The organism is Lacipirellula parvula, assembly GCF_009177095.1.
Classification (GTDB): domain Bacteria; phylum Planctomycetota; class Planctomycetia; order Pirellulales; family Lacipirellulaceae; genus Lacipirellula; species Lacipirellula parvula.
Map to the genome: position 1 here is coordinate 5,364,003 of NZ_AP021861.1, position 22,062 is coordinate 5,386,064.

The window sequence follows — 22,062 nt, forward strand, 5'->3', positions numbered from 1 at the left end:
GGAGTGTTCTTTGATGCGACTGTCGAATTCATGCCAATCTCTTCGACACGGCGTTAGTCGTTTACGAATTGCGCTCGTGCTTGCAGCGGCAATCGGCCTCTCGATTGCATCGCAGGAAGTGCGAGGCGAGGAAGGGACGCCGCCGTTCCCGCTGATGGCGTGGGACTACGCCGACGATGAAGAAACGCTGCAGAAGATGGCCGACTGCGGCATCAATCTGGTGGCATTCGTTCCGCCAGAAGCACTCGATATCTGCCACAAGCTGGGGATCAAAGCGATCGTCTACCAGGCAGGGATCACTCCCGCTCATTGGGCGGCGCCATTCAATGCTGAGGAGGCGAATAAAACGCTGCCCGATCTCATCAAGCGCGTGAACGACCACCCAGCCGTGTACGGCTACCATCTGAAGGACGAGCCCGACCACAGCCAGTTCCCTGAACTTGCGAAGTCGGTAAAGGTCGTCCACGATTTGGCGCCTGGCAAATGGGCCTACATCAACCTTCCGCCTGGCATGGGCGAAGGTTACGACGGCTATCTCGACGTCTACGTGAACACGTGCCATCCCAAGATTCTTTCGTACGACAACTACCCCATCGGCCAAGAAGGAAACTTCTCGTACGGCTTCTGGGCCAATATCGCCCAGGTACGCAACGCAGGCTTGCGGCATAACTTGCCGTTCTGGAACATTTTCCTCAGCTCGGCGCATCTGACCTACGGCGAGCCTTCGGAAGCGGCCCTGCGACTGCAAGCTTACGGCTCGCTCGTCTACGGAGCCAAAGGCCTCTGCTACTACAAGTTCATTAGCCGCGAGTTGCCGATTCTCGACGCTCCCGAGCTGGGCGACTTCCGCAACGGGCCGCTCGATCAGTTCGGCGAGAAGACGCATACCTGGAATTGGATGCGGAACATGAACCGCCAGATCCAGAACATGGGCCCCACGCTGCTCAAGCTGAAGTCCGACGTCGTCTACCACGTCGGCGACGTTCCCGAGCAAAATCGCGGCGTCGGCGAGGATACCTTGGTGAAGGGATTGAAGTCCGGCAGCGATTTCGCGATCGGCGACTTCACGCACGAAGACGGGTCGCGCTGGGTGATGATTGTCAACAAGAGCCTCACCCATTCAACGACGCTCGTGCCGGAGTTCCGCGACGCCGTCGCCAAGCTTGAGTATCTCTCGCCGATCAGCGGCAAGATGAAAGAGATCAGCCCGTACTATTGCCTCCCTCCTGGTCAGGGCGTGCTGTTGAAGCCGACGTTCGCGCCGCCAGCCGCAGAAGTCAGTGAGAAGTGATTCCGATTGGACTCCCAGGCGACGTTGTAATGAAGTTTCGGTCGATGTTGATTGTCGCATTATTGTCGCTTCTTAGCGGACCAGCGGCGTTTGCAAGCGAACCCGTGGCAGCAGGTGCGGCGCGTTTCCCGCTGATGGCGTGGGACTATGCTGATGATCAGGCAACGTTCGAAGCGATGCGCGACGCAGGCATCACGAGCGTTGCGTTCGTGCCGATCAAGGCGCTCGACCTCTGCCACGACGCAAGCCTGCAGGCCGTTGTGTTTGACGAACGTCTCTCTGGCGCCACGTATCACGGCCCCTTCGACGGCGCCGCGGTGGAGCAGAACCTGCCCGCCGTGCTGAAGGAAGTTGGCGACCACCCCGCGGTGCTTGGCTATCACCTTCGCGACGAGCCGAGCCCGGAGCAGTATCCCGATCTTGCCCGAGGCGTTGCCGCAGTCCGTAAGCTTGCGCCCGGCAAGTGGCCTTACATCAACCTGCTGCCCGGCGAAGGGAAAGCGTACGACAAGTATGTGGAAGACTTCGTTACCGTCTGCAATCCTACGGTGCTGTCGTACGATCGGTACACGACGTACGGCGTCAACGACTTTTTGCCGATCTTCTGGACGAACCTCGCCCAGATGCGGGAAGCGGCGCAGAAGCATAAGCTCGATTTCTGGAGCGTCGTTCTCACGGCCACCCACTGGAACTACCGTGAACTGACCGAGACCGACTATCGGATGGAGGTCTTCGGCTCGCTCGTCTACGGGGCCAAGGGGATCGGCTACTACAAGTTCATGTCGGGTTCTCTGCCAATTCTAAAAGCCCCTGATCTCGGCAACTTCCGCAACGCGCCGCTCGACCAATTCGGCGAGCGGACGCCGGCTTGGCATTGGATGCGCAACATCAATCGCCAGGTTCACAACATGGCTCCGGTGCTGCTCAAGCTTGAGTCGAACGACGTCTACCACATCGGCGGCGCCGTGCCGGAGCGGAATCATGGCCCGAGTGAGACGTCGCTGGTGAAAAACATCCCCGAAGGGGAGTTCGTCGGCGGCGATTTCACCCACAGCGAGAATGGCAAACGCTACGTGATGATGGTCAACCGGAGCATGGTCAATTCGCAGCGGTGTGCTCCGGAGTTTCGCGCCAACGCCGGCAACGTGAAGTACGTGTCGCCCATTACTGGCGAGATGCTTCCCTACATTGGTTGGGCCTACTTCCTAGCGCCAGGCCAGGGCGTGCTCCTGGAATTGAATCCTGACGAGCCAGTCGCGGTCCCGTAGATGGCCCCGGCGCTAGTCGCTTCCGATCAACCTGAAAGATGACCGCATGACCATATTGGCGAATCTCTTGGTCCGCTTCGTATGCAGCCTGTTCGTCGTCACGCTCGCAACGTTCGCGCATGCCGCTGACGAAGCGCTTCAAGTGACGATCGGCGACGAACCAAGGCCAACTGTTCAGTTATGGCTCGCGACGTCGTTGGAGCGGATCTTCCCGCAAACGAAGCCTGGTTCGCACAAGCTTGAACTATTGGCGGCACGCAACGGCACGATTTCGTTCCAGGCTTGCATCCGCAACGACCGCGTCTATCTGCTGCGCACCGACGGCGCGATCGAAGGCGCCGAGGGCTTGAAGCCGCGCACACGCTATGTCGGTCTCGTCCCGATGCTCCACTTCACGCCCACCACTGATCCGGCGGAACTCGACGGCGTCGGTTTCCTGCCTGGTTTGGTTCCCGATCCGCTCTATCCCGAAACGCAGCAGATGATCGGGCCAGGAGAGACTCGCTCCTACTGGATCACGCTCTGGATCCCTGGCGATGCGAAGCCGGGCGTCCGCGAGCTGAAGTTCAAGTTTTACCTAGGCGATCTGCGCCAAGAAGTCGAACTTCCGGTGAAGCTTGAGATCAGCCCGTTCGTCATCAAGCCGCGCGAAAACTTCCCCGTCACTCACTGGTGGCGCGGCGAAGCGACATGGGACTACTACAAGACCGGCATGTTCGAAGACGAGCGCTGGTGGGAACTAACCCGCGCTCAGATGCAAAACATGTACGACCACGGTTCGAACGTCGTCTACGTGCCAATGTTCTTCAATCGTCGCGAAACGTTCAAACGTCCTTGCCAACTTCTCATCATCAATGAACTGGAGCCGGGCAAGTACGAGTTTGATTGGACCAACGTCAAACGGTTCGCCGACATGTGCAAAGAAATTGGTTTCAAAAAATTCGAGTGGCCCCACATGTGGATCTACTGGGGCGTTGAGAACCCGATGCGGCTCTACAAGAAGGTCGGCGAAGAGTACGTCATGCTCTGGCCGCCCGAGACGAAGGCTCTCTCCGACACCTACATCAGCTTCCTGAAGCAGTTTCTGCCGGCGTTCCACGAGTTCCTGGTTCAAGAGGACATTCTCGCCGGTTCCTATTTCCATCTCTCCGATGAGCCGGGCGAAGGGCAGCATGTCGAAAACTATAAAGCTGCCCGCAAAGTGCTCAAGGATCTCGCCCCCTGGATGAAGGTCATCGACGCCTTGAGCGATATTCAGTATGGTAAGCAGGGTCTAACCGACATGCCGATTCCGATGGTCAGTTACGCTCAGGCCTACATCGACGCGAAAATCCCCCACTGGGTTTACTATTGTTGCGCTCCGACGGGGCCATGGCTGAACCGCTTCATGGATACGCCGTTGGCGAAGATCCGCATGTCGGGGTGGCTCTTCTACAAGCTGCAGGCCCGCGGGTTCCTCCACTGGGGATACAATTACTGGCACGCCCTTGAGCAAGAGCGGATCCTCGACCCCTTCGCCGATGGCTCCAGCGACATGTGGCCCGGCATTCCCTACGGCGATCCTTTCATGATCTACCCTGGCAAGGACGGGCCGATCGATTCAATTCGCTGGGAGGTCTTCGGCGAATCGCTGCAGGACTATGCGATTTTGCAAACCGCCGGCATCAGCCCGGACGATGCGGTGCTTGAAGACATCAAGACGTACGCCGAATTCCCGAAGAGCAAGGATTGGATCAGCGCGAAGCTTGAGCAAATCCTCCGCTCCCCTGCCCCGCCGGTAGTCGTCAAGACGCGAGCATCAGACGCGTCGCCGTAGTCGCTGTACGCCAGAGTCTGTTTTAGCTGCTAGTTAAATTTCCATGATGGTTAACGCCATCGTTCATTCTATTCAACGTTTAATGCTTAAGACATTTGCGCCACTCATCGGGAGTGTCGCGAGTTGCACTGGCGGACACTGCCCAAATTTCTGCTCATGCAGCGAGCGCGCCCGCGCCTCTCAAGGTGTCGTAGAACGTACTCTACATTTGAGCATGTTCGGGTAGGTTATTCGATCAGCATACACGATAGGCCGATGTGTATCTGACGATGCAGACGGCAGGCCTCACGCGCTAAACTTACGGGAATTTGCGATTGAACGAAGGCGACATCTTTTGAACTACTCGGAGAACTACCAAACGCCCGGTTCCGAAGGCGTAATCTAGAGTGTTGAAAGCCACTCTATTATGGGCAATGGCGGACCTAGGTCACCCCAGTCAATGGTGCTGAGTAATTGATTTGGGTGTATTTCGAACTTACTAAAGTGCTATGCCGCCGCTTTGATCTTGAGTCCACTTGGTTCTTTGCATACTTAGCGGATTGTTTCCGGCTTAGTTGAAGAAGCGACCACGCCGGAAACAATCTTATCGGAGGCGGCGGGTTCGATTCCCGCCGCCTCCACTTGTTGTCGTCGGCGACAGCCAATGACTGAGACTGACTGTCGTTGCCGAAACCCTTGCTACTGCGAGGGTTTCGGCGTTTCTGCGGAGGGCTCTTCTCCCCTGCCATTGTGACAGGTGGCGTCCCATTTTGCCCCTTTGAGCCATTTGCGCGATGCCCAGGCGCTACCACCCCCGATTGGGGCTGGGCATCGGAGGACGCGGGGTCCGGCGTTGTCGGGGCCGGCGGAGAAGGCAGCGCGGCGAGCGCCCGGGCTTGGTCGTCGAGGCCGATGTGAGCATACCGCATCGTCATCTTCACGTCGGTGTGCCGGGCGAGTTCCTTGGCTTCCGGCAGCGACGCCCCGTGCCGCAAGAGCTGGGTGATGTAGGTATGCCGTCCCGCGGCGTGGAAGTCGGCCACTCCCTCCTTGGTCTTATACTGCAAACCAGCTCGCTCCAGGTCCTTCTTGACCATGAGCCAGGTGCGTCGTTTTGCCAGCAGCGGGAACAGAATCGCATCTGGCGCGATGTCGGCGAACCAATCGCGGAGCATACTCACGAGATCCCCGTGCAGCGGGAGCACGTCGCGACGGCGGTGCTTGGAGCATGCCGCCTCGACCGTATCCGCCAGCCAAGCTTGACATGGCCTACTTCCTTCCGCATCTGTCCAAGCAAAGCCGTACCGGCATCCCGAACCTGACGCCACTCAAGATCGACGGTAAGGAGTATCAGCAGTGGTCGCGTCACTACGAATGGCGCGAAGGGATTGACGATCTGGCGGTGCATTACCGCCGTGTCGAGCAGTGGCTCCTTGACGAACTGAAACGGTAAGGGCGGCAATGGAATACGTTCTTCGATTGACGGGCGAGCAGCACGCGCAGCTCAAAGCCCATTTGTTTCCGGGAGACGGCTTGGAGGCCGCAGCGCTCGTGCTATGCGGGCGACTGCGTGGTCGAGGTCGCCATGCATTCATGGTGCGTAAGGTAGTGTTGATCCCGCACGCCGAATGCAAGCGAACCGCGGTGACCATTACTTGGCCGACACTGTTTGCCGACGACCTGATTAATGAAGCCGCCAAACGTGGCATGGCAATTCTCAAAGTTCATAGCCATCCCGGCGGTATGGATACGTTCTCGGGCTATGACGACAAGTCCGACGCGAGTTTCCTCGGCTCGGTTTGCACGATTCTCGAAGACAAGCAGCCCCATGCGAGCGCAGTAATGCTGCCGTGCGGGCGCATGTTTGCAAGGGTGCTGGATGATAATGGTGAGTTCCACCCCGTGAGTCTTGTCAGCATGGTCGGTGAGGATATGAACTTGTGGTATCCCGACCCTGGTCGAGATATCCCTGAATTCGCCCGGCGGCACGCACAGGTGTTCGGCGCAGGGACGGTCGCTTGCTTACGTAGGATGCGGATCGCGGTGATCGGCTGCTCCGGCACTGGCACGCCGCTTATCGAGCAACTCGTTCGCCTCGGTGTTGGGTTCCTGGTGCTGGTCGATCCTGATCGGTCGGAATGGAAGAATCTCAACCGGATGTATATGACCAAAACCAGCGACGCCAATCTTGGCCGATTTAAGGTCGAGGTGTTGGCCGAGGCGATCGGCCATATCGGACTGGGGACCGAAGTGCTGCCCTTGGCACAAGACCTGGCCACGCCCGACGTGGTGCGTGCGGTGGCATCATGTGATATGGTGTTTGGCTGTACTGACAGCTTCGCCGCGCGCGATGTTTTGAATCGTCTCGCGACCTTCTATACGCTCCCCTACATCGACATCGGCGTGCAACTTCGCGCGTTGCCTGCCGGCGGCGTCGATCAAATTACCGGCGCCGTGCATTACCTCCAGCCCGGCAAGTCAAGCCTGAAGTCGCGTGGAATCTATGACTCGGAAGATGTCCGCGCGGAGCTGATGAAGCGCGACGATCCGGCCGAGTACGAGAAGCAACTAGTGCAGAAATACATCAAGGGCGTGCAGGAGGATCGCCCCGCGGTCATCAGCGTGAACTCGATGGTAGCGTCGATGGCCGTCAATGAGCTTCTGGCGCGAATTCATCGCTTTCGGTACGACGACAACGACGCGTACGCGACGCTGCGATATGCAGTGCATGAGCCGCACGTTTTCAAAGATGCTGAAGGGGATTTGAATGTCTGTCCGGTGCTAGCCAAAGAAGTTGGCCGCGGCAACGTTACTCCGCTGTTGGACAGGCCCGAGTTGAGCGAGGGAGGGAAGGTTTGATGCGGCGGATGTTGCCTGCAATCTGGGAATGGTTGCGGTCGTGGTTTGTTCAGCCTGTTCGACCGCTGCAAACCATTCACGTCGAGGAGTTGCCGGACAAGCTCGACCCAAAGGCGGTCTATGTGCTGGGCGAGGGCAAGCACTTATGGTTTGTGGCGATGCTTTGTCCGTGCGGGTGCAACCAAGTTCTGCAGGTGAGCCTGCTGCCTGACGCCAAGCCGAGGTGGAAGCTGATTGAACACGCCACTGATGGTTCGATCACACTGCAGCCATCGGTTTGGCGCAAGATTGGTTGCCGGAGTCATTTCTTTCTGCGCCGGGGGCTGATCCAATGGTGCCGCGATCGGTAAAGCGTTGTGTCATGTATCGCTTCTAAACCTGCGGCGGTCGTGAACACCGACGCGTGAAAAGGTCGATAGTGCAGCAGTCTTCACACGACTAAGCTTTAGCAGATGTAAACCTAGCGCCGCATACAAAACAATTATCGTTTTCCCTGCGACATCGCTTGATTAGCACGTCGAATCGCGAGCCATTTGGCAGCTCCAGCTTACATTTCTGGTGCGGCAGCAATTGTCTGGGCGATAGGAAGCCGATGCCTTGCCTTGAGATGTCGCAGGTGTAGACGGCGTAAACGAATCCATCGCCGAGTAGTACGGCCTCGCTTCGCATGAAAAATCGATGGAATGCCCTGCGGTTGTCGTCGCGGCGGCCCATCGGACCTTTCAACGAGAAAAAAGCGTGCGCCTCCTCAGCGGAGAGTTCGACCCGTGCCTGCGCTGATAGCGATTGCGAACTTTCTATTCTGTGAACGCTGCTTCCCAGCATTGAACGATCTCCGCGTCGAAGTGGGTTCCTGCGTTTCGTAGTAAGTATCCGATCGCCTGTTGGGGAGTGATTGGCTCGCGATACGGTCGTTCCCCTGTTAAAGCGTCGAAAACGTCTACAACTGCTATCAGCTTTGCCCAGGGGCTGATGTGCTTTCCCGTTATCCCAACAGGATATCCGGTTCCGTCTATGCGCTCGTGGTGTTGATAGACAACCATGAGCTGCTCAAAGGTGAGATCTGGGCGGGAGCACAGTTCGATGTATCCGCGAGTGGGATGCATTTCGACGAGCTCACGTTCGGTGGTCGTCAAGCGTCCGCTCTTGCTTAGGATCTTTGCCGGAATATGACGCTTGCCGAGATCGTGCAGCATGGCGGCAGAGGCAAGGAGTTCCAGTTGGCGAATATCATTAATCCCGAGTCGCTTGGCGAGCAATACGCTGTAGCTCGCCACATTGGTGACATGCACGAAGGTGCTGAAGTCGTGGCGAGCAACGCTGAATATCTCGTAAGGCAGTACGTTCCGGGACGATATAAGCGCCGCGATGTCCCGTCCAACAGTCGCGGCGAGACTAACAAACTTACTGCAGTCAAGAAGGCGTACGGCATGTTCTATTTCCGCTGAGACAACTACCTGCATTGCAGAAAATTGCTCGGCTACCGTGACGGTGCGCCTGCCGTTCAAATAAGCCTCTCTGAGATACTCGCCAAGTTTGCGAACGTCGCCGTGGCGAACATAAAAGTCGCGTATGCCGATGTCCGCAAGACTCATTAGCTGTTCGTGGTCCAGGGAGAGACCGGTCCGGCAATAGAGCTTCGGGGGGGCAGCCTGTTCTGGGGCAACGAAGATGTCCACCGGCGCCTTATCGGCGCGTGCGATTAACTCAATAGCAATACTCGCGTACCGAGCAGACGGGGGTGCGCAATAAGCGGCGGCAGTCAGGCGGGCGTCAAGTTGCATCATAGACAGAAGTTGTGGGCTCGGCTTTGAACGCTGATAACCTGCCTCAGCTCAGTTCGCTCGCGTTTGCGCCGTGGCAGCAGTTAACACTTACTAGACGCCGAAGGCATAAGCTCGCGCTCGTTTCGCTAACCCCCGTAGGTAATACGGAACCAGCTATCTATTCTATGTTGAAAACTCATGAGCGCAGTTCGGAAGTCTGGTAGGTTAAGTAATTGCCCGTGCAATTGTTGCAATTGGTTTGGCATGACTGATTCGCTCACGGTCGCTTGTAAAGAGGGCATGTTACGAAGCAAATCGGGTTGGCGCTTGCCGAATGCGAACACGGCATGCCGAATTGACGACTAACATATTCTCATTTCGCGTAGCGGCCCGGCAGGCGGATCAAACGGACTAAACGTACCTTTGGTCGTGATCGGCGTTTCGTTTGGATCAGTTGCGGCGGCGGCGTGCGCGTGCCGTGGAGCACATCAATGCACGCATTACGCGCAGCACGATCGCTCGATCACTCAAATCATTTCCAGTCAGAACGCGCCGATTTGCAGCAGACGTCACTGCTCGCCTTCCCCAATACGAAAGCACATTGTCCGTCTTCGACGGTGGAGGCGGTGAGCATTAGAGTCTTTCCCCCAGTTGCCACCTCGCGCCCCCTCGCTTGGGTGGCATCGATTGCAATGTCTCCGGCTTGGATATGTGCCACAGTAGCGCACTCGAGATCATCCTCGTCAGCTTTGACGTTGGTGAAAATGCGGATTTCCGTTCTGGCATTCGTGCCTGCACTCCGTTGATCTAGCAGTAGGCTCCTCAGTATCGATCTGGCTCATAGGAGTTGCAGACGATTCAACTGAGGAGCTCACGCATGTCTTCCGACGATCAGGCGCTCATTCTTGAGTTCGTGACCGAATCGCGCGACCATCTAGGTCATGTTGAGAGCCAACTGCTGCAGATCGAAGCTAATGGCGCAAACATCGACGTAGACCTCGTTAATGAAGTCTTTCGCGGGATCCATTCAATTAAAGGCGCCGCCGGCTTCCTTGGGCTCGTCACGGTCAACAAGCTTGCCCATAGTTTGGAGAACGTTCTCGGGCTCATTCGCACGCGCGAATTAAGTCCGACCACCTCGATGGTCGAAGCCATGTTGAAGGCGGCGGATACGCTGTCTGAATTGGTGAATAATGTTGACGCATCTAATGAGATCAACGTCGACGAACATCTTCAGATTCTTGATGCAATTGCTTCGAGCGATGTGCTTGACATTACTCTCGACCCCGTCGACTTCAGCGTATCGCCACCTTCCGACGAAGAAAAAAGTGACGCTGTTGAAGCGATCGATAGGAAGGAAGAGCCGGTTATTTCAGGGATCGTTAATGCGGGGGCAACAGCAAGCCCCGAAACAAGCATTCGCGTGCAGGTCGGCGTCCTTGACAGTCTAATGAACCTTGCCGGCGAGCTGGTGCTCGGCCGGAACCAATTAATTCAAGCCCTGAATACCGACGCCCACGTCGGCATCGAAGCGGTGGCTTCGCGGCTCGATCAGGTGACGACCGAACTTCAAGAGGCGATCATGCGAACCCGCATGCAGCCGATCGGGGCGGTTTTCAGCAAGTTCCCGCGCGTCGTCCGCGACCTGAGCGCGAAGCTTGGCAAGCAGTGCGACGTCATCATGGACGGCAAGGAAGTCGACGTTGATAAGACGATCCTCGAAGCGATCGGGGATCCGCTCACTCACCTAGTCCGCAACTCGATCGACCACGGCGTCGAACGGCCCGACGTCCGCGTCGCCGCCGGCAAACCAGCCAACGGCACGATCCATCTCAAGGCCTATCACGAAGCGGGCAAGGTCCGCATCGATATCGCCGACGACGGCGGCGGCATCTACCCTGAAAAGCTAAAGAAGAAGGCCGTCGAGAAGGGCGTCGTGACTGCCGAACAGGCGAGTCGGCTCACCGATCGCGAAGCGATTCGACTGATCTTCCACCCCGGCTTTTCGACGGCGGAAAAGATCACCGACGTTAGCGGTCGCGGCGTCGGCATGGACGTCGTTCGTACGAACATTGAGAAGCTCGGCGGGACGGTCGACGTCGATTCGACTCCGGGACGCGGAACGACAATTCAGATCACGCTGCCGCTCACACTGGCGATCATCCCATCGCTGATCATTCAAAGCGGCGAGGAGCGGTTTGCCATTCCTCAAGTGAATATCTCAGAACTCGTGCGACTCCGGCGCGAGGAGATGGCCAAGCGACTCGACATGGTCAAGTCGGCAGAAGTCTTGCGATTGCGCGGCTCGCTGCTGCCGCTGGTCCGACTTCGCGACGTCTTGGGCTTCGTGGCGCCGAGCATCGCGACGACGAGCGACGATTCGCAACTGACGACTAACATCATCGTCGTTGAAAGCGGGCAGCAACGTTTCGGCATTGTCGTCGACGCTTTGCACGACTCGGAAGAAATTGTCGTCAAACCGCTGGGGCGACACATTAAGAATGCTCCGTGCCTCTCAGGCGCGACCATCCTGGGCGACGGGCATGTCGCGCTGATTCTCGACGTGGCGGGGATCGCCGCTCATGAGCAGATTCGCTCGACCCATGACGAGGTCATCGCCAGCAAGGGCGAAGAGCTTGCTACGGGCGAAGCAGACTTGCAGTCAGTGCTGCTATTCACTAACCATCCGCGCGAACACTTCGCCGTCTCGATGGACGTGGTCGCCCGGATCGAGCGGATTCGGACCGACCAGATCGACGCCGTCGGCGGCCAGGAGCTGGTGCAGTATCGGCAGTCGAGCGTGCCGCTATTGCGGCTGGAGAACCTCATCTCTGCGCGGGCGTCCGAACCGCAGAACTGGGTCTACGTCATCGTCTTCGTGATCAGCGGCAAGGAAGTCGGCCTCGTCGCCCCGCGCCTGGAAGATATCCGCGAAGTGCCGACGAACGTCGATACGCTCACCTTCCAAGAAGTCGGCGTGCAAGGTTCGCTCGTCTTGGCGGATCAGGCGACGCGCTTGATCGACCTATTCAAGATCGCCGAGAAGGCCCACCCCGAATGGTTCGCCAATCGCCCGAAGCCCTTGACGGAGCCAGGCAAGGCTCCTGTCGTTTTGCTCGCCGAAGATTCGAATTTCTTCCGCAAGCAGGTCAAGTCGATGATCGAGGAACAGGGCTACGTCGTCTTCGATTGCGAAGACGGGCTGCTGGCTTGGAATCGGCTCAACGAGGAGAAGCTGGAGATCGACGTCGTCGTCACCGACATCGAGATGCCGAACCTCAACGGCTTCGAGCTCTGCCAGCGGATCAAGCAATCGAACCACTGGGGGCATGTCCCCGTGATCGCTCTCACGTCGCTCGCCGGCGCTTCGGACATGCAACGGGGCATGGACGTCGGCATCGACGATTACCAAATCAAGATGGATCGCGAGAAGCTGCTCACCTCGCTCCATAACTTTACCGGCGCCAAGGCTGGCTCGAACCAACGCCGACTTCAACCCGCTTAAGGCGTTGAAGTCGTCCGCCCTTCCCCTTGCTTCGAATCGTGTTTCCGCGGAGTTCGTTTTCCCATGACCGCCACGCTTGCCCCTGATCGCCCCGGCACGGTCGTCGAACGGCAGTTCGCCACGTTTTACGTCGGCCACATGCTGCTCGGCGTCGACATCCGGGTCGTCCAAGAGATCAACCGCCAGAGCGAGATCACGCAAGTCCCGCACGCCCCGGAGTACGTCCGCGGCGTGATCAACTTGCGGGGCGACGTTGCAACGGTCATCGACCTTCGCGCCGTGCTCGGCCTGCCCCGCGCGACGGCCAGCCGCGAGCGTCGCAACCTGATCGTCCACTCGGGGGGCGAAGCGATCGGCCTGCTGGTCGATCGGATTTCCGACATTCTTACGTTACGCACCGACGAGATCAGTCCGGCGCCAGCGAACGTCGACGACGTCGATAGCCGCTTCATCGCTGGCGTCCATGCGCTTGGCACTGGCATCGTCGTGCTCTTGGACATCGAGAAGGTCCTCGCCGACCAGCAACCCCCCGACGCCTAGCCGTTCAATCGCATCGCCAACGCCGCCGTATACCGAATCAACAGCTTTCAATCGTTTCTCACAGGAGTGAACCTCATGTCCGCCACGTTGTCCGCTAAGAACAAGAAGACCCCTCAGGCCAAGACGAAGAGCTCGACGGCGAGCGTCGACATGCTTGGCCAAATGGCTGCGATCAACAAGGTCATGGCCGTCATCGAGTTCGAGCTCGATGGCACGATCCTGAAGGCGAACGACAACTTCCTGAACGCCCTGGGCTACTCGCTGGAGGAGATCGAAGGACGTCATCACCGGATGTTCTGCGAACCGGCGTACACACAGTCGAACGAATACCGCGCTTTCTGGGAGAACCTAGCCCGGGGCGAGTTTCAAGCAGGGGAGTTCAAGCGGATTGGCAAGGGGGGTAAGGAGATTTGGATCCAGGCCTCTTACAACCCGATTTTCGACGCCGCCGGCAAGCCGTTCAAAGTCGTGAAGTACGCCACCGACGTCACCAGCGCGAAGATGCAAAGCGCCGACTTTCAAGGTCAACTGGCCGCCATCAGCAAGGCCCAAGCGGTGATCGAGTTCCAGCTCGACGGCACGATCATCACGGCCAACGAAAACTTCCTCAACTGCCTCGGTTACTCGCTCGACGAAGTCAAGGGGAAGCATCACCGGATGTTCGCCGAGCCGGCCTACGCTCAAAGCCCCGAGTATCGCCTATTCTGGGAGAAGCTGAACCGCGGCGAGTTCGACGCCGGCGAGTACAAGCGGATTGGTCAAGGGGGCAAGGAGGTTTGGATTCAGGCTTCGTACAACCCGATCTTCGACATGAACGGTCGTCCGTTCAAGGTGGTGAAGTACGCCACCGACGTCACCGCCCAGAAGCTGCAGAACGCCGACTACGAGGGCCAGCTGGCCGCCATTGGCAAGTCGCAAGCGGTGATCGAGTTCAAGATGGACGGCACGATCCTCACCGCCAACGATAACTTCCTCGGTTGCCTCGGCTACACCCTGGGCGAGATCAAGGGACAGCATCACCGCATGTTCTGCGAGCCGGCTTACACGCAGAGCGGCGAGTACCGCGCTTTCTGGGACGCCCTCAACCGCGGCGAGTATCAGTCCGCCGAATACAAACGGCTGGGCAAGGGGGGCCGCGAAATCTGGATTCAGGCTTCGTATAACCCGATCCTCGACTTGAACGGCAAGCCGTTCAAGGTGGTGAAGTACGCCACCGACATTACTGATCAGAAGCACGCCGCCGAACGGGCCTTGGCTCGCACGGCGAAGTTGGCTGCTTACCAAGAATCGGAAGTGACGAAGGTGTCGGGCGTCTTGAGCGCGGTCGCTGAAGGCGACCTCACCAAGTCGTACGACGTCGCCTCCGCGGACGACGATACGCGGGAAGTTTGGGGCACCTTCACGAAGATCGCCGAAGCGGTCAACGCGATGTGCCTTAATCTGCGTCAGGTCTTCACCGGATTGACGAATAACGCCACGCAGTTGGCCGCCACGTCGACCGAGCTCTCCGCCACGGCCACGCAACTCGCCAGCGGCGCCGAAGAGACGAATACCCAAGCGGCGACCGTCGCCGCGGCCGCTGAAGAAATGTCGACGAACATGACCAACATGGCCGCGTCGACTGAGGAAATGACCGCCAACGTGAAGGCCGTTTCGACGGCGGTTGAGGAACTGACCGCCAGCATTGGCGAGATTGCCAAGACCGCCGGTCAGACCTCGGCCATCGCCAGCACGGCCGCTCAGCTCGCCGATTCGAGCAACGTGACGATCGGTCAGCTTGGCGCCGCCGCCGACGAGATTGGCAAGGTGATCGAGGTGATCCAGGACATCGCCGAGCAGACGAACCTCTTGGCCTTGAACGCCACGATCGAAGCGGCTCGGGCCGGCGAAGCGGGCAAGGGCTTCGCGGTGGTCGCTACCGAAGTGAAGGAGCTGGCCAAGCAAACGGCCAACGCCACGCAGGACATCCGCAGCCGCATCGAAGGGATCCAAGCTTCGACGGGCGAAGCGGTTCGCTCGATCAAGGAAGTCGGCGAGGCGATCCAACGGGTCAACTCGGCGTCGACCACGATCGCCGCGGCGGTCGAGGAGCAAAGCATCACCACGCGTGAGATTGCTTCGAACGTGCACCAAACGGCGACTGCCGCTAGCACGGTGTCGACCGGCGTCGCCGAGTCGGCCGCCGCGTGTGCTGAGATCACGCGCAACATGGCGGGCGTCGATCAAGCGGCGAAGCAGACGGCTCAAGGGGCGTCACAGACGCAAGTCGTCGGCTCGGAGCTGTCGCATCTTTCCGAGCAGTTGCGCGGGATGGTGTCGCAATTCCAACTGTAAGCGAGGGGAGCAACGCCGCGGGGCGTCGATCGCCCCGCGGCCATTGCGCTACATTTCCACGACGTATTCCATCCAAGCCTGAAACGGCGAACGCTGTCTGTGACTGAAGCTTGATCACTATGAACTTGCCCTCGCACAACTCGCCGCCGCTCCGCATTCTCGTCGTCGACGACTCGGCGTTGTATCGCAAGGTCGTCCGCTCCGTGCTTGAGCAGCTGCCGAACGTCGAAGTCATCGGCCACGCACAGAACGGCCGCCTCGCCCTCGATCGCATCATCGCCGAACGACCCGACGTGATCACGCTCGACATGGAGATGCCCGAACTCGACGGCTTGGGACTGCTTCGAGAGCTAGGCGAGCGGAAAATTCAGCTCTGCTCGATCATGATCAGCACGCTCACGGCTGCCGGCGCGCAGGCGACGAGCGAAGCACTGCAGCTCGGCGCATTCGACTTTGTCTTGAAGCCGACGCTGCCGGATATCAACGCAAACGAACGTCAGCTTCGCGCTGATCTTGGCCCGCGAATCGAGGCCTGCCGCGCGGTCCGCGGCAGGCGTGGCAGTGCTCGTCCAAAGCCGACTGCCCCCACTCGCACCCCGGCAGCTTCACTCCAACGGACGCCCGAGCTGATCGGCATCGGCGTCTCCACCGGCGGGCCGCTTGCGCTCAACAAGCTGCTACCGCTGCTGTCGCCGCAAACGCCGCCGGTAGTGATCGTGCAGCATATGCCGCCGATTTTCACCAAGACGCTGGCCGACGACCTCAACCGCCGCTGTCAGATCGAAGTCGTCGAAGGCTACCACGGTATGACCGTCCAACGGGGCCGGGCGATCATTGCCCCCGGCGGGAAACAGATGCGCGTCGCTCGCGACGAGCGCCGCACGTACATCGAAATCACCGACGATCCGCCGGAGCGGAATTGCCGCCCCGCGGTCGACTATTTATTCCGTTCAATCGCCGCCGAGTACGGCGAGAAGGCCTGGGGCGTCATCCTCACCGGCATGGGCGGCGACGGCACGCTCGGCTGTCGCACCATGAAGGATCGCGGGGCCGCGATTCTCGCCCAGGACGAAGCGACGTGCGTCGTCTACGGCATGCCGCGCGCCGTCGCCGAGGCAGGACTCGTCGACAACGTCGGCCCGCTGGAAACGATCGCCGCCCGCATCAACGAGTCGCTGCTCGTGGGAGCCTCCGCATGAGCACGCTCACCCCAGCCGACGTCGACGCCGTCTGCGACCTGGTTGATAACCTCTGCGGACTTTGCTGGGATAGCTCGAAAGCTTATCTCATCGAGTCGCGCTTGGCGAACATCTTCAAACGGAGCGGCTGCGCCAACTACGTCGATTTTGCCCAACGTGTGAAGGCGAACATGCTGCCGGCGCTGAAGTCGGAAGTGATCGACGCCGTCACGACGCACGAGACGCTCTGGTTCCGCGACAACTCGCCGTTCGAAGCGCTCAAGCACAAAATCTTTCCGGAGATGATCGACGCGAAGGCGACGACCGCCCTCCCCAAACGATTTCGCATCTGGTCGGCCGCCTGCAGCACCGGTCAGGAACCGTACAGCATCGCGATGACGCTCGCCGACTTAGTGCCGGATATTCACCGCTGGGACGTCCAGATCGTCGGGACCGACATCTCGCCGGCGTCGGTTGAAACGGCCAGCCGCGGTTTGTATGGCGAAATGGAAATGGGTCGCGGGATGGACGCCCAGCGGCTCAACAAGTATTTCACGAAGGAGGGCGCCCAGTGGAAGATCCGCGATGAGATTCGCGCGATGTGCAGCTTCAGCACGCGGAACTTGCACGATCCGTTCACTGGCCTGGGGCCGTTCGACGTGATCTTTTGTCGGAACGTCGTCATCTACTTCACGGCTGAAGATCGCAAAAGCATTTTCACCCGCATGGCGCAGATTCTGCAGCCGAACGGCTGGGTCCTCGTCGGTTCGTCGGAGTCGCTGGGCGACATGGGGCCGAAGTGGGCGCCGCAGTTTCATTGCCGCGCGAACTGTTACAGGCCGACGATGGCGGGCGGAGCGAGCTTAACGCAGTCTCAGGCAATCCATACCAAATAACGCTACTTGGCGATCACCCTCTCGCACAGCCGAAGAACGGCGTCTATGTCAGATAAAAGGTCATCGATAGAGGCATTTGCGCCGAGGGCCAACTCTACTTTCCTGGCTTCCACCGATAAGGAATCAAATCCGTAACTTCCGGCCGATCCAACCAGCTGATGAAATAATCGCTTCAACTGTTCGCGGTTATTCGTCGCCACGGCTTTCCTAATGGACTCGATGCGCGCCGGCATTTCCGAGGCATACATGGCAAGTAGTTCACCAAGCCCCTCTTCACCGTCTGACGAGGACGTAGTCATTGCGGCCTCTGTTGTCGTTAGCTGGTAAGACTTCGAGCAGCAGTCGTGAACGCGTTTTCGAGACTGCCTCACTCGCAAAGATATGCAATTCTACAACAAAAGGAGACGAGACGTGCCTTCGCTTTCACCACCCCGAATCAGCATTGTAACAATTGAGGACGACCCTGCTCAGGCACGGTGGATAAATAGGGTTCTCAGCAATTTTGTTCCCGAGGACGTTGAGCTGACGTCTTTCACTGATGCGCGAGCCGCCCATGCGCATTTAAGCGAGGTCTGGACCGACATTGTCGTCACGGATCTCGACATGCCCGACGTCGATGGCCTGGAGCTAATTCGTCAAGCGAAGCGGCTCAATCCGTGGGTTCAGTCTCTCATTTTGACTGCCTATTCGACGTCGTCTGCACTTGTGACGGCAGGCGACATCGGGGCGGCGGACTATTTGGTGAAGCCGGTAGGCGAAGGCGAAATCGAGGAGATTGTCCAGCAGTCAATTTCGCGACTGCGTCGCTGGCGGAGATCGCTTTCAGACACGCTGTGGCGCAGCCGTCATGCCATCCCTGCGGACGCATGAACACCCTTTCGCAATGCTAGGAGAGACTTATGAATCGCGAGAGTTACAGAGTGCTGCATGTCGACGACGATCCGGCGATGACGGCGTTGGTGTCGCAATTAATGCGAAGGAACGGCATCGCCTGCGATGAACTGAACGATCCTACTAAAGCCATGTCGCTCATCCGCGACGGCAATTATCGCGTCGTCATTCTCGATCTGGATATGCCCGAATTGCACGGGTTGGAATTGCTGCAACAAATTAAGGAGTATGACGGCGGAATCAACGTGGTCATCCTTACTGGCGTTGTCCTCCAGTCCTCGGTTGTACGGTCCTTAAGAAGAGGAGCCAGTGCTTGCGTATTTAAGCCGCTGCACGATCCCCAACTCCTTTTGGAAACAATCCACCTCGCTTTTGAGAACATTGATCGCTGGTGGAACACGCTGCGGGAGTTGACTGTACTTCGGCGGGGATACGCTAGTCCATTTAAGTTGTCGGACGGCGACATTGCCGCAGCGGTGGCAAAAGAAGCAGCGTTGGAAAACGCCACTGCCTGAACCGACTACATTTGCTCAGTCGCTCGCCCGATCGCGGAGGCTTGTTCGCCGGAGAGACGAAATGCCCAGCACATTTAGGAAACATCGCTATCAGGTCATAGCGGCCACTTCGATTGTGCTCTTCGCTGGGCTGGCTTGCACGTTATTAGCAACCGTCATCACTTCGAAGGCGATTAAATCGCAAGCGAGTCTGCGATTCGATCGGATAACAGATTCGCTTGCCGCCGAAACGCGGCGTCGCGTCAATCAACCAATCTACGGTCTCAAAGGAGCTCGGGGGGTATACGCATCAAGTGAAAAGGTGACGCGAGCTGAGTTTGCAGCGTACGTCGCCTCGCGGGATCTGCCTTCAGAATTTCCGGGAGCGGTGGGCTTTGGCTTTATTGAGCGAGTGGAAGCGGAAAAGCTGCCAGCATTTCTGCAATCTGAGCGTGCAGACGAAGCGCCGGAGTTTTCGATCAGGCATTTCTCCGCGGGCCACGCGTCGGACATCTGCACAGACCACCTCATCATCAAGCATATCTACCCGCTTGATAGGAATGCAGAAGCCTGGGGGCTCGATATCGGTCAAGATCTGCATCGACGCGCTGTCGCTGAGGACGCTATTAGAAGCGGCGAGCCCAGAATTACGGGCAGAGTTAGTTTGGTGCAAGATCCAAAATCCCGCTGCGGCTTTTTGTATTTTTTGCCCGTGTACCGTAACGGAGTGGAGATCAAAACGCCCGAACAAAGGGCCAAGGCGTTAGTGGGACTGCTGTATTGCCCGATCGTACTTGAAGAGGCGATGGCGGGCGTCGTCGAAAGCGAAGTCGATTTTCTGGATCTTGAGATCTACGACGGGGCGAACGTCGGGGGCGGTTCCCGTCTTTACGACTATGACGGGCATCTAAATCATGTTCTAGGCCCGTTGCCTGCGGGAAGCTATTCAGGTCGCATGTTCGTTGCTCAGCGAACCGTGGACATTGGGGGTCGCCAATGGACGCTGAGGACGAGTTCAACGCCCGTTTTTGAAGGCAATATTAGTTTCGCCCCGGCAATCGTCGTCGCTGCAGCGGGCATCACTGTTAGCCTCTTCTCCGGCGCCATTGTTTGGTCGCTCTCACGAAGTCGCAGCCGCGCCGAGTCGATGGCAAAATCGATCACTGCGGAATTGCGGGCCAGCGAACTTCGGATTCGCGAGGCGTCGCTGGAGGCTGAGCGGCTGGCCGAGATTGCTAGACGGACGAGCAATGCCGTGGTGATCACGGACGTCTTGGGACGAGTCGAGTGGGTGAACGAAGGCTTTACGCGAATCACCGGGTATACGCTTGATGATGCAAAGGGGCGAACGCCCGGCAGCTTTCTTCAGGGACCGAATAGCGACAAGGTAGTTGCCGGGGCGCTGAAGGAAGCAATCCAAAAGGAGAAGCCTACATCGGTTGAGATCATCAATTACGCCAAGGATAGAAGAGAGTACTGGATTTCGATCGACATCGCCCCCTTACACGATGCAGAGGGCGTGCTCACAGGCTTCATGGCAATCGAAAGCGACATCACGGAGCTTAAAAGCAGTTCGGAGCGGGCCGAAGCGGCCAATCGAGCCAAAAGCGAGTTCCTCGCTAATATGAGCCACGAGATTCGCACGCCTCTCACTTCGATCTTGGGCTGCTGCGACATCCTGCGCGAGGACGGCAGAATAGAAGATGCGCCTCCTCGTCGACTGCAGACGATCGAAACCATTCGCAAAGCCGGGGATCACCTGCTCACGGTAATTAACGACATTCTCGACCTTTCTAAGATTGAGGCGGGTAAGTTTCACACGGCACTGGTCGAAACTTCCCTCCCGTCCGTGCTGCGCGAAGTCTTGGATATTCTCGGGCCGAGGGTGGCGGAAAAGGGGATCGCGCTCACCTGCCGCCTAGAAACGCCCATCTCGGATATTATCATCAGCGACCCCACCCACTTGAGGCAAATTATTCTTAACTTGGCGGGGAATTCCGCCAAGTTCACCGAGGCGGGTTCAATTGACTTGATCATCCGGCAGGGTGCGTACGGAGACGCCTACGGCGATGAAACGATCATCGAGATCGACGTGACGGATTCAGGCCCTGGTATGACGCAGGAGCAGGCGTCATCGCTCTTTCGACCCTTCACACAGGCGGATGCGTCGTTAACGCGCAAGTACGGCGGCACGGGCTTGGGCCTGACGATTAGCCGGCGGCTCGCTGAGTTTTTGGGCGGAAGCGTTTCCTTGAAGTGCACTGAGCTTGGCGTCGGATCGACTTTTACTCTGAAGTTCCCACTCGTTGCCGCTGCAAACTCTCAGATGACGAACGTCATCGCATCTGAGCGCGATGTTCCGAAAACCGTCGAACCGCGCGGGAGGCTACATGGCAGCGTCTTGGTCGCCGAGGACAGCCCGGATATTCAGCGAATATTGAAGTTCCATCTTGGACGAGCCGGTTTGCGAGTCACGACTGCTGATAACGGCTTGGAGGCCCTCCAGCTTATCCGGCAAGAACCAGTCAGCGGACATGGCTTCGACCTGCTCGTAACAGATATGCAGATGCCTGAAATGGATGGGTACAGCCTCGCATCGACCTTGCGACAGGAGGGGTTTGTACGCCCCATCATTGCGTTGACCGCACATGCCATGGCGGAAGATAAGGTGCGCTGCTTGGCTACCGGATGCAACGGCTACGTTACCAAGCCGATTGTTAAGAGCGAACTTCTTCAAGCGTGCGAAGAATGGTTGACTATCAAAGCGATCGAAACGTCTAACCCCTAGGACTATGCGACCCTGCGATTCCTGCACTGGAGCGTACCGTGATTCTTGAAGTGCGACCGTTAGCTAAGGTGGAACACGCCGATTGAGTTCGCCCAGTGTTCAGGTGCGTCGGTGAAATCGACCTCGCTTAAATAGCAGCACGTACCTCGGGGTGAGTGGTCGTGAACACCTCGGCGCGCAAGCTAACGACCGTTAGCCCGGCTGGTCGGGCGACGTCAGGGGCGAAGGTACCAAGCTAAGCGCCCTAGGCCTCCTCCTGCTTACTTCCGACCTTGTATTGCCCCGTTGGCCGCCCGAAAGCCGTCGCGACTCAGCAATTGGTGCCCTTTATTAGGGCGATTGGTAGATGGCCGCTGTCTAGGAAATCTCGGATCAGAATGGCTGAACGCGACAGGTAATCGGTTTAGAATGATTGCCACGCCCATCAGCTTTTCTATGCCAGGATTAGGGAGCGATC

The 22,062-nt window shown here is 58.3% G+C and carries 18 protein-coding genes; 14 read left to right on the plus strand and 4 right to left on the minus strand.

All coding sequences use genetic code 11. The features are described from left to right. The first annotated feature begins 76 nt into the window (after nt 1-76). From PLANPX_RS21040 to PLANPX_RS21050, 3 genes are read left to right on the plus strand one after another with little or no spacing between them, the layout of a single operon-like run. Nucleotides 77-1,291 carry a hypothetical protein gene (locus tag PLANPX_RS21040; protein ID WP_152100626.1) on the plus strand — a complete coding sequence of 405 codons (1,215 nt, stop codon included), beginning with the start codon at nt 77-79 and terminating at the stop codon, nt 1,289-1,291. Nucleotides 1,292-1,320: 29 nt separating this feature from the next. Continuing rightward, entirely contained in the window at nt 1,321-2,559 is a 1,239-nt protein-coding gene (locus PLANPX_RS21045; protein ID WP_152100627.1) for a hypothetical protein, read from the plus strand. A gap of 46 nt (nt 2,560-2,605) precedes the next feature. Further along, nucleotides 2,606-4,375: a DUF4091 domain-containing protein gene (locus PLANPX_RS21050; protein WP_152100628.1), complete on the plus strand. Its 1,770-nt coding sequence runs from the start codon at nt 2,606-2,608 to the stop codon at nt 4,373-4,375. A 422-nt stretch (nt 4,376-4,797) separates the two neighbouring features. Here PLANPX_RS21050 and PLANPX_RS21055 read toward each other — a convergent pair whose 3' ends face one another. Continuing rightward, a complete protein-coding gene (locus PLANPX_RS21055) occupies nt 4,798-5,529 on the minus strand; it encodes a tyrosine-type recombinase/integrase (protein WP_338034238.1) in 732 nt (243 codons plus the stop codon). Between the two features lie 53 nt (nt 5,530-5,582). Here PLANPX_RS21055 and PLANPX_RS21060 point away from each other — a divergent pair, with 53 nt between their 5' ends. From PLANPX_RS21060 to PLANPX_RS21070, 3 genes are read left to right on the plus strand one after another with little or no spacing between them, the layout of a single operon-like run. Next, nucleotides 5,583-5,807, plus strand: coding sequence for an E2/UBC family protein (locus tag PLANPX_RS21060; RefSeq protein WP_152100630.1), 225 nt, complete (start codon nt 5,583-5,585; stop codon nt 5,805-5,807). Nucleotides 5,808-5,815: 8 nt separating this feature from the next. After that, nucleotides 5,816-7,213, plus strand: a complete 1,398-nt coding sequence (locus PLANPX_RS21065) for a ThiF family adenylyltransferase (RefSeq protein ID WP_152100631.1) — start codon at nt 5,816-5,818, stop codon at nt 7,211-7,213. Next, nucleotides 7,213-7,563: a DUF6527 family protein gene (locus PLANPX_RS21070; protein ID WP_152100632.1), complete on the plus strand. Its 351-nt coding sequence runs from the start codon at nt 7,213-7,215 to the stop codon at nt 7,561-7,563. Before PLANPX_RS21065 ends, PLANPX_RS21070 begins: the two co-directional genes overlap by 1 nt. A gap of 88 nt (nt 7,564-7,651) precedes the next feature. On the opposite strand, the gene PLANPX_RS28530 is transcribed toward PLANPX_RS21070, so the two are convergent. Further along, the gene (locus PLANPX_RS28530) at nt 7,652-8,038 is read right to left on the minus strand and encodes a PilZ domain-containing protein (RefSeq protein ID WP_152100633.1); all 387 of its coding nucleotides are present in this window, start codon (nt 8,036-8,038) and stop codon (nt 7,652-7,654) included. Then, on the minus strand, nt 8,011-9,000 hold the full coding sequence (locus PLANPX_RS21080; protein WP_152100634.1) for an HD-GYP domain-containing protein: 990 nt from the start codon (nt 8,998-9,000) through the stop codon (nt 8,011-8,013). The genes PLANPX_RS28530 and PLANPX_RS21080 overlap by 28 nt, the downstream gene beginning before the upstream one ends. A gap of 856 nt (nt 9,001-9,856) precedes the next feature. Between PLANPX_RS21080 and PLANPX_RS21085 the strand changes: the two genes are divergently transcribed. The 5 genes from PLANPX_RS21085 (at nt 9,857) to PLANPX_RS21105 (ending at nt 17,432) form a co-directional block, all read left to right on the plus strand. Further along, nucleotides 9,857-12,484 (plus strand): chemotaxis protein CheW, encoded by a 2,628-nt coding sequence (locus tag PLANPX_RS21085; RefSeq protein ID WP_152100635.1) that lies wholly within the window; start codon nt 9,857-9,859, stop codon nt 12,482-12,484. A 63-nt stretch (nt 12,485-12,547) separates the two neighbouring features. After that, a complete protein-coding gene (locus PLANPX_RS21090) occupies nt 12,548-13,024 on the plus strand; it encodes a chemotaxis protein CheW (protein ID WP_152100636.1) in 477 nt (158 codons plus the stop codon). Nucleotides 13,025-13,099: 75 nt separating this feature from the next. After that, nucleotides 13,100-15,358 (plus strand): methyl-accepting chemotaxis protein, encoded by a 2,259-nt coding sequence (locus PLANPX_RS21095; protein WP_152100637.1) that lies wholly within the window; start codon nt 13,100-13,102, stop codon nt 15,356-15,358. A 119-nt stretch (nt 15,359-15,477) separates the two neighbouring features. After that, nucleotides 15,478-16,557, plus strand: coding sequence for a protein-glutamate methylesterase/protein-glutamine glutaminase (locus PLANPX_RS21100; RefSeq protein ID WP_152100638.1), 1,080 nt, complete (start codon nt 15,478-15,480; stop codon nt 16,555-16,557). Further along, a complete protein-coding gene (locus PLANPX_RS21105) occupies nt 16,554-17,432 on the plus strand; it encodes a CheR family methyltransferase (protein ID WP_152100639.1) in 879 nt (292 codons plus the stop codon). The genes PLANPX_RS21100 and PLANPX_RS21105 overlap by 4 nt, the downstream gene beginning before the upstream one ends. A 2-nt stretch (nt 17,433-17,434) precedes the next feature. On the opposite strand, the gene PLANPX_RS21110 is transcribed toward PLANPX_RS21105, so the two are convergent. Then, complete coding sequence (locus PLANPX_RS21110; RefSeq protein ID WP_152100640.1) at nt 17,435-17,731, minus strand: Hpt domain-containing protein; 297 nt, start codon at nt 17,729-17,731, stop codon at nt 17,435-17,437. A gap of 112 nt (nt 17,732-17,843) precedes the next feature. Here PLANPX_RS21110 and PLANPX_RS21115 point away from each other — a divergent pair, with 112 nt between their 5' ends. The 3 genes from PLANPX_RS21115 to PLANPX_RS21125 all read left to right on the plus strand — a co-directional run bounded on the left by PLANPX_RS21115 (nt 17,844) and on the right by PLANPX_RS21125 (nt 21,605). Then, complete coding sequence (locus PLANPX_RS21115) at nt 17,844-18,302, plus strand: response regulator (RefSeq protein WP_172992222.1); 459 nt, start codon at nt 17,844-17,846, stop codon at nt 18,300-18,302. Between the two features lie 29 nt (nt 18,303-18,331). Then, the gene (locus PLANPX_RS21120) at nt 18,332-18,838 is read left to right on the plus strand and encodes a response regulator (RefSeq protein ID WP_152100642.1); all 507 of its coding nucleotides are present in this window, start codon (nt 18,332-18,334) and stop codon (nt 18,836-18,838) included. A gap of 61 nt (nt 18,839-18,899) precedes the next feature. Further along, nucleotides 18,900-21,605, plus strand: coding sequence for a CHASE domain-containing protein (locus tag PLANPX_RS21125; protein WP_152100643.1), 2,706 nt, complete (start codon nt 18,900-18,902; stop codon nt 21,603-21,605). Nucleotides 21,606-22,062 lie beyond the last annotated feature (457 nt).

Bases quoted from the DNA above. Each gene is read 5' to 3' on its own strand.
- PLANPX_RS21085 (WP_152100635.1), top strand. From the start codon at position 9,857: ATGTCTTCCGACGATCAGGCGCTCATTCTTGAGTTCGTGACCGAATCG.
- PLANPX_RS21065 (WP_152100631.1), top strand. From the start codon at position 5,816: ATGGAATACGTTCTTCGATTGACGGGCGAGCAGCACGCGCAGCTCAAA.
- PLANPX_RS21080 (WP_152100634.1), bottom strand. From the start codon at position 9,000: ATGATGCAACTTGACGCCCGCCTGACTGCCGCCGCTTATTGCGCACCC.
- PLANPX_RS21045 (WP_152100627.1), top strand. From the start codon at position 1,321: ATGAAGTTTCGGTCGATGTTGATTGTCGCATTATTGTCGCTTCTTAGC.
- PLANPX_RS21110 (WP_152100640.1), bottom strand. From the start codon at position 17,731: ATGACTACGTCCTCGTCAGACGGTGAAGAGGGGCTTGGTGAACTACTT.
- PLANPX_RS21120 (WP_152100642.1), top strand. From the start codon at position 18,332: ATGAATCGCGAGAGTTACAGAGTGCTGCATGTCGACGACGATCCGGCG.
- PLANPX_RS21060 (WP_152100630.1), top strand. From the start codon at position 5,583: ATGCCGCCTCGACCGTATCCGCCAGCCAAGCTTGACATGGCCTACTTC.
- PLANPX_RS21070 (WP_152100632.1), top strand. From the start codon at position 7,213: ATGCGGCGGATGTTGCCTGCAATCTGGGAATGGTTGCGGTCGTGGTTT.
- PLANPX_RS21100 (WP_152100638.1), top strand. From the start codon at position 15,478: ATGAACTTGCCCTCGCACAACTCGCCGCCGCTCCGCATTCTCGTCGTC.
- PLANPX_RS28530 (WP_152100633.1), bottom strand. From the start codon at position 8,038: ATGCTGGGAAGCAGCGTTCACAGAATAGAAAGTTCGCAATCGCTATCA.
- PLANPX_RS21055 (WP_338034238.1), bottom strand. From the start codon at position 5,529: ATGCTCCGCGATTGGTTCGCCGACATCGCGCCAGATGCGATTCTGTTC.
- PLANPX_RS21090 (WP_152100636.1), top strand. From the start codon at position 12,548: ATGACCGCCACGCTTGCCCCTGATCGCCCCGGCACGGTCGTCGAACGG.
- PLANPX_RS21050 (WP_152100628.1), top strand. From the start codon at position 2,606: ATGACCATATTGGCGAATCTCTTGGTCCGCTTCGTATGCAGCCTGTTC.
- PLANPX_RS21095 (WP_152100637.1), top strand. From the start codon at position 13,100: ATGTCCGCCACGTTGTCCGCTAAGAACAAGAAGACCCCTCAGGCCAAG.
- PLANPX_RS21125 (WP_152100643.1), top strand. From the start codon at position 18,900: ATGCCCAGCACATTTAGGAAACATCGCTATCAGGTCATAGCGGCCACT.
- PLANPX_RS21105 (WP_152100639.1), top strand. From the start codon at position 16,554: ATGAGCACGCTCACCCCAGCCGACGTCGACGCCGTCTGCGACCTGGTT.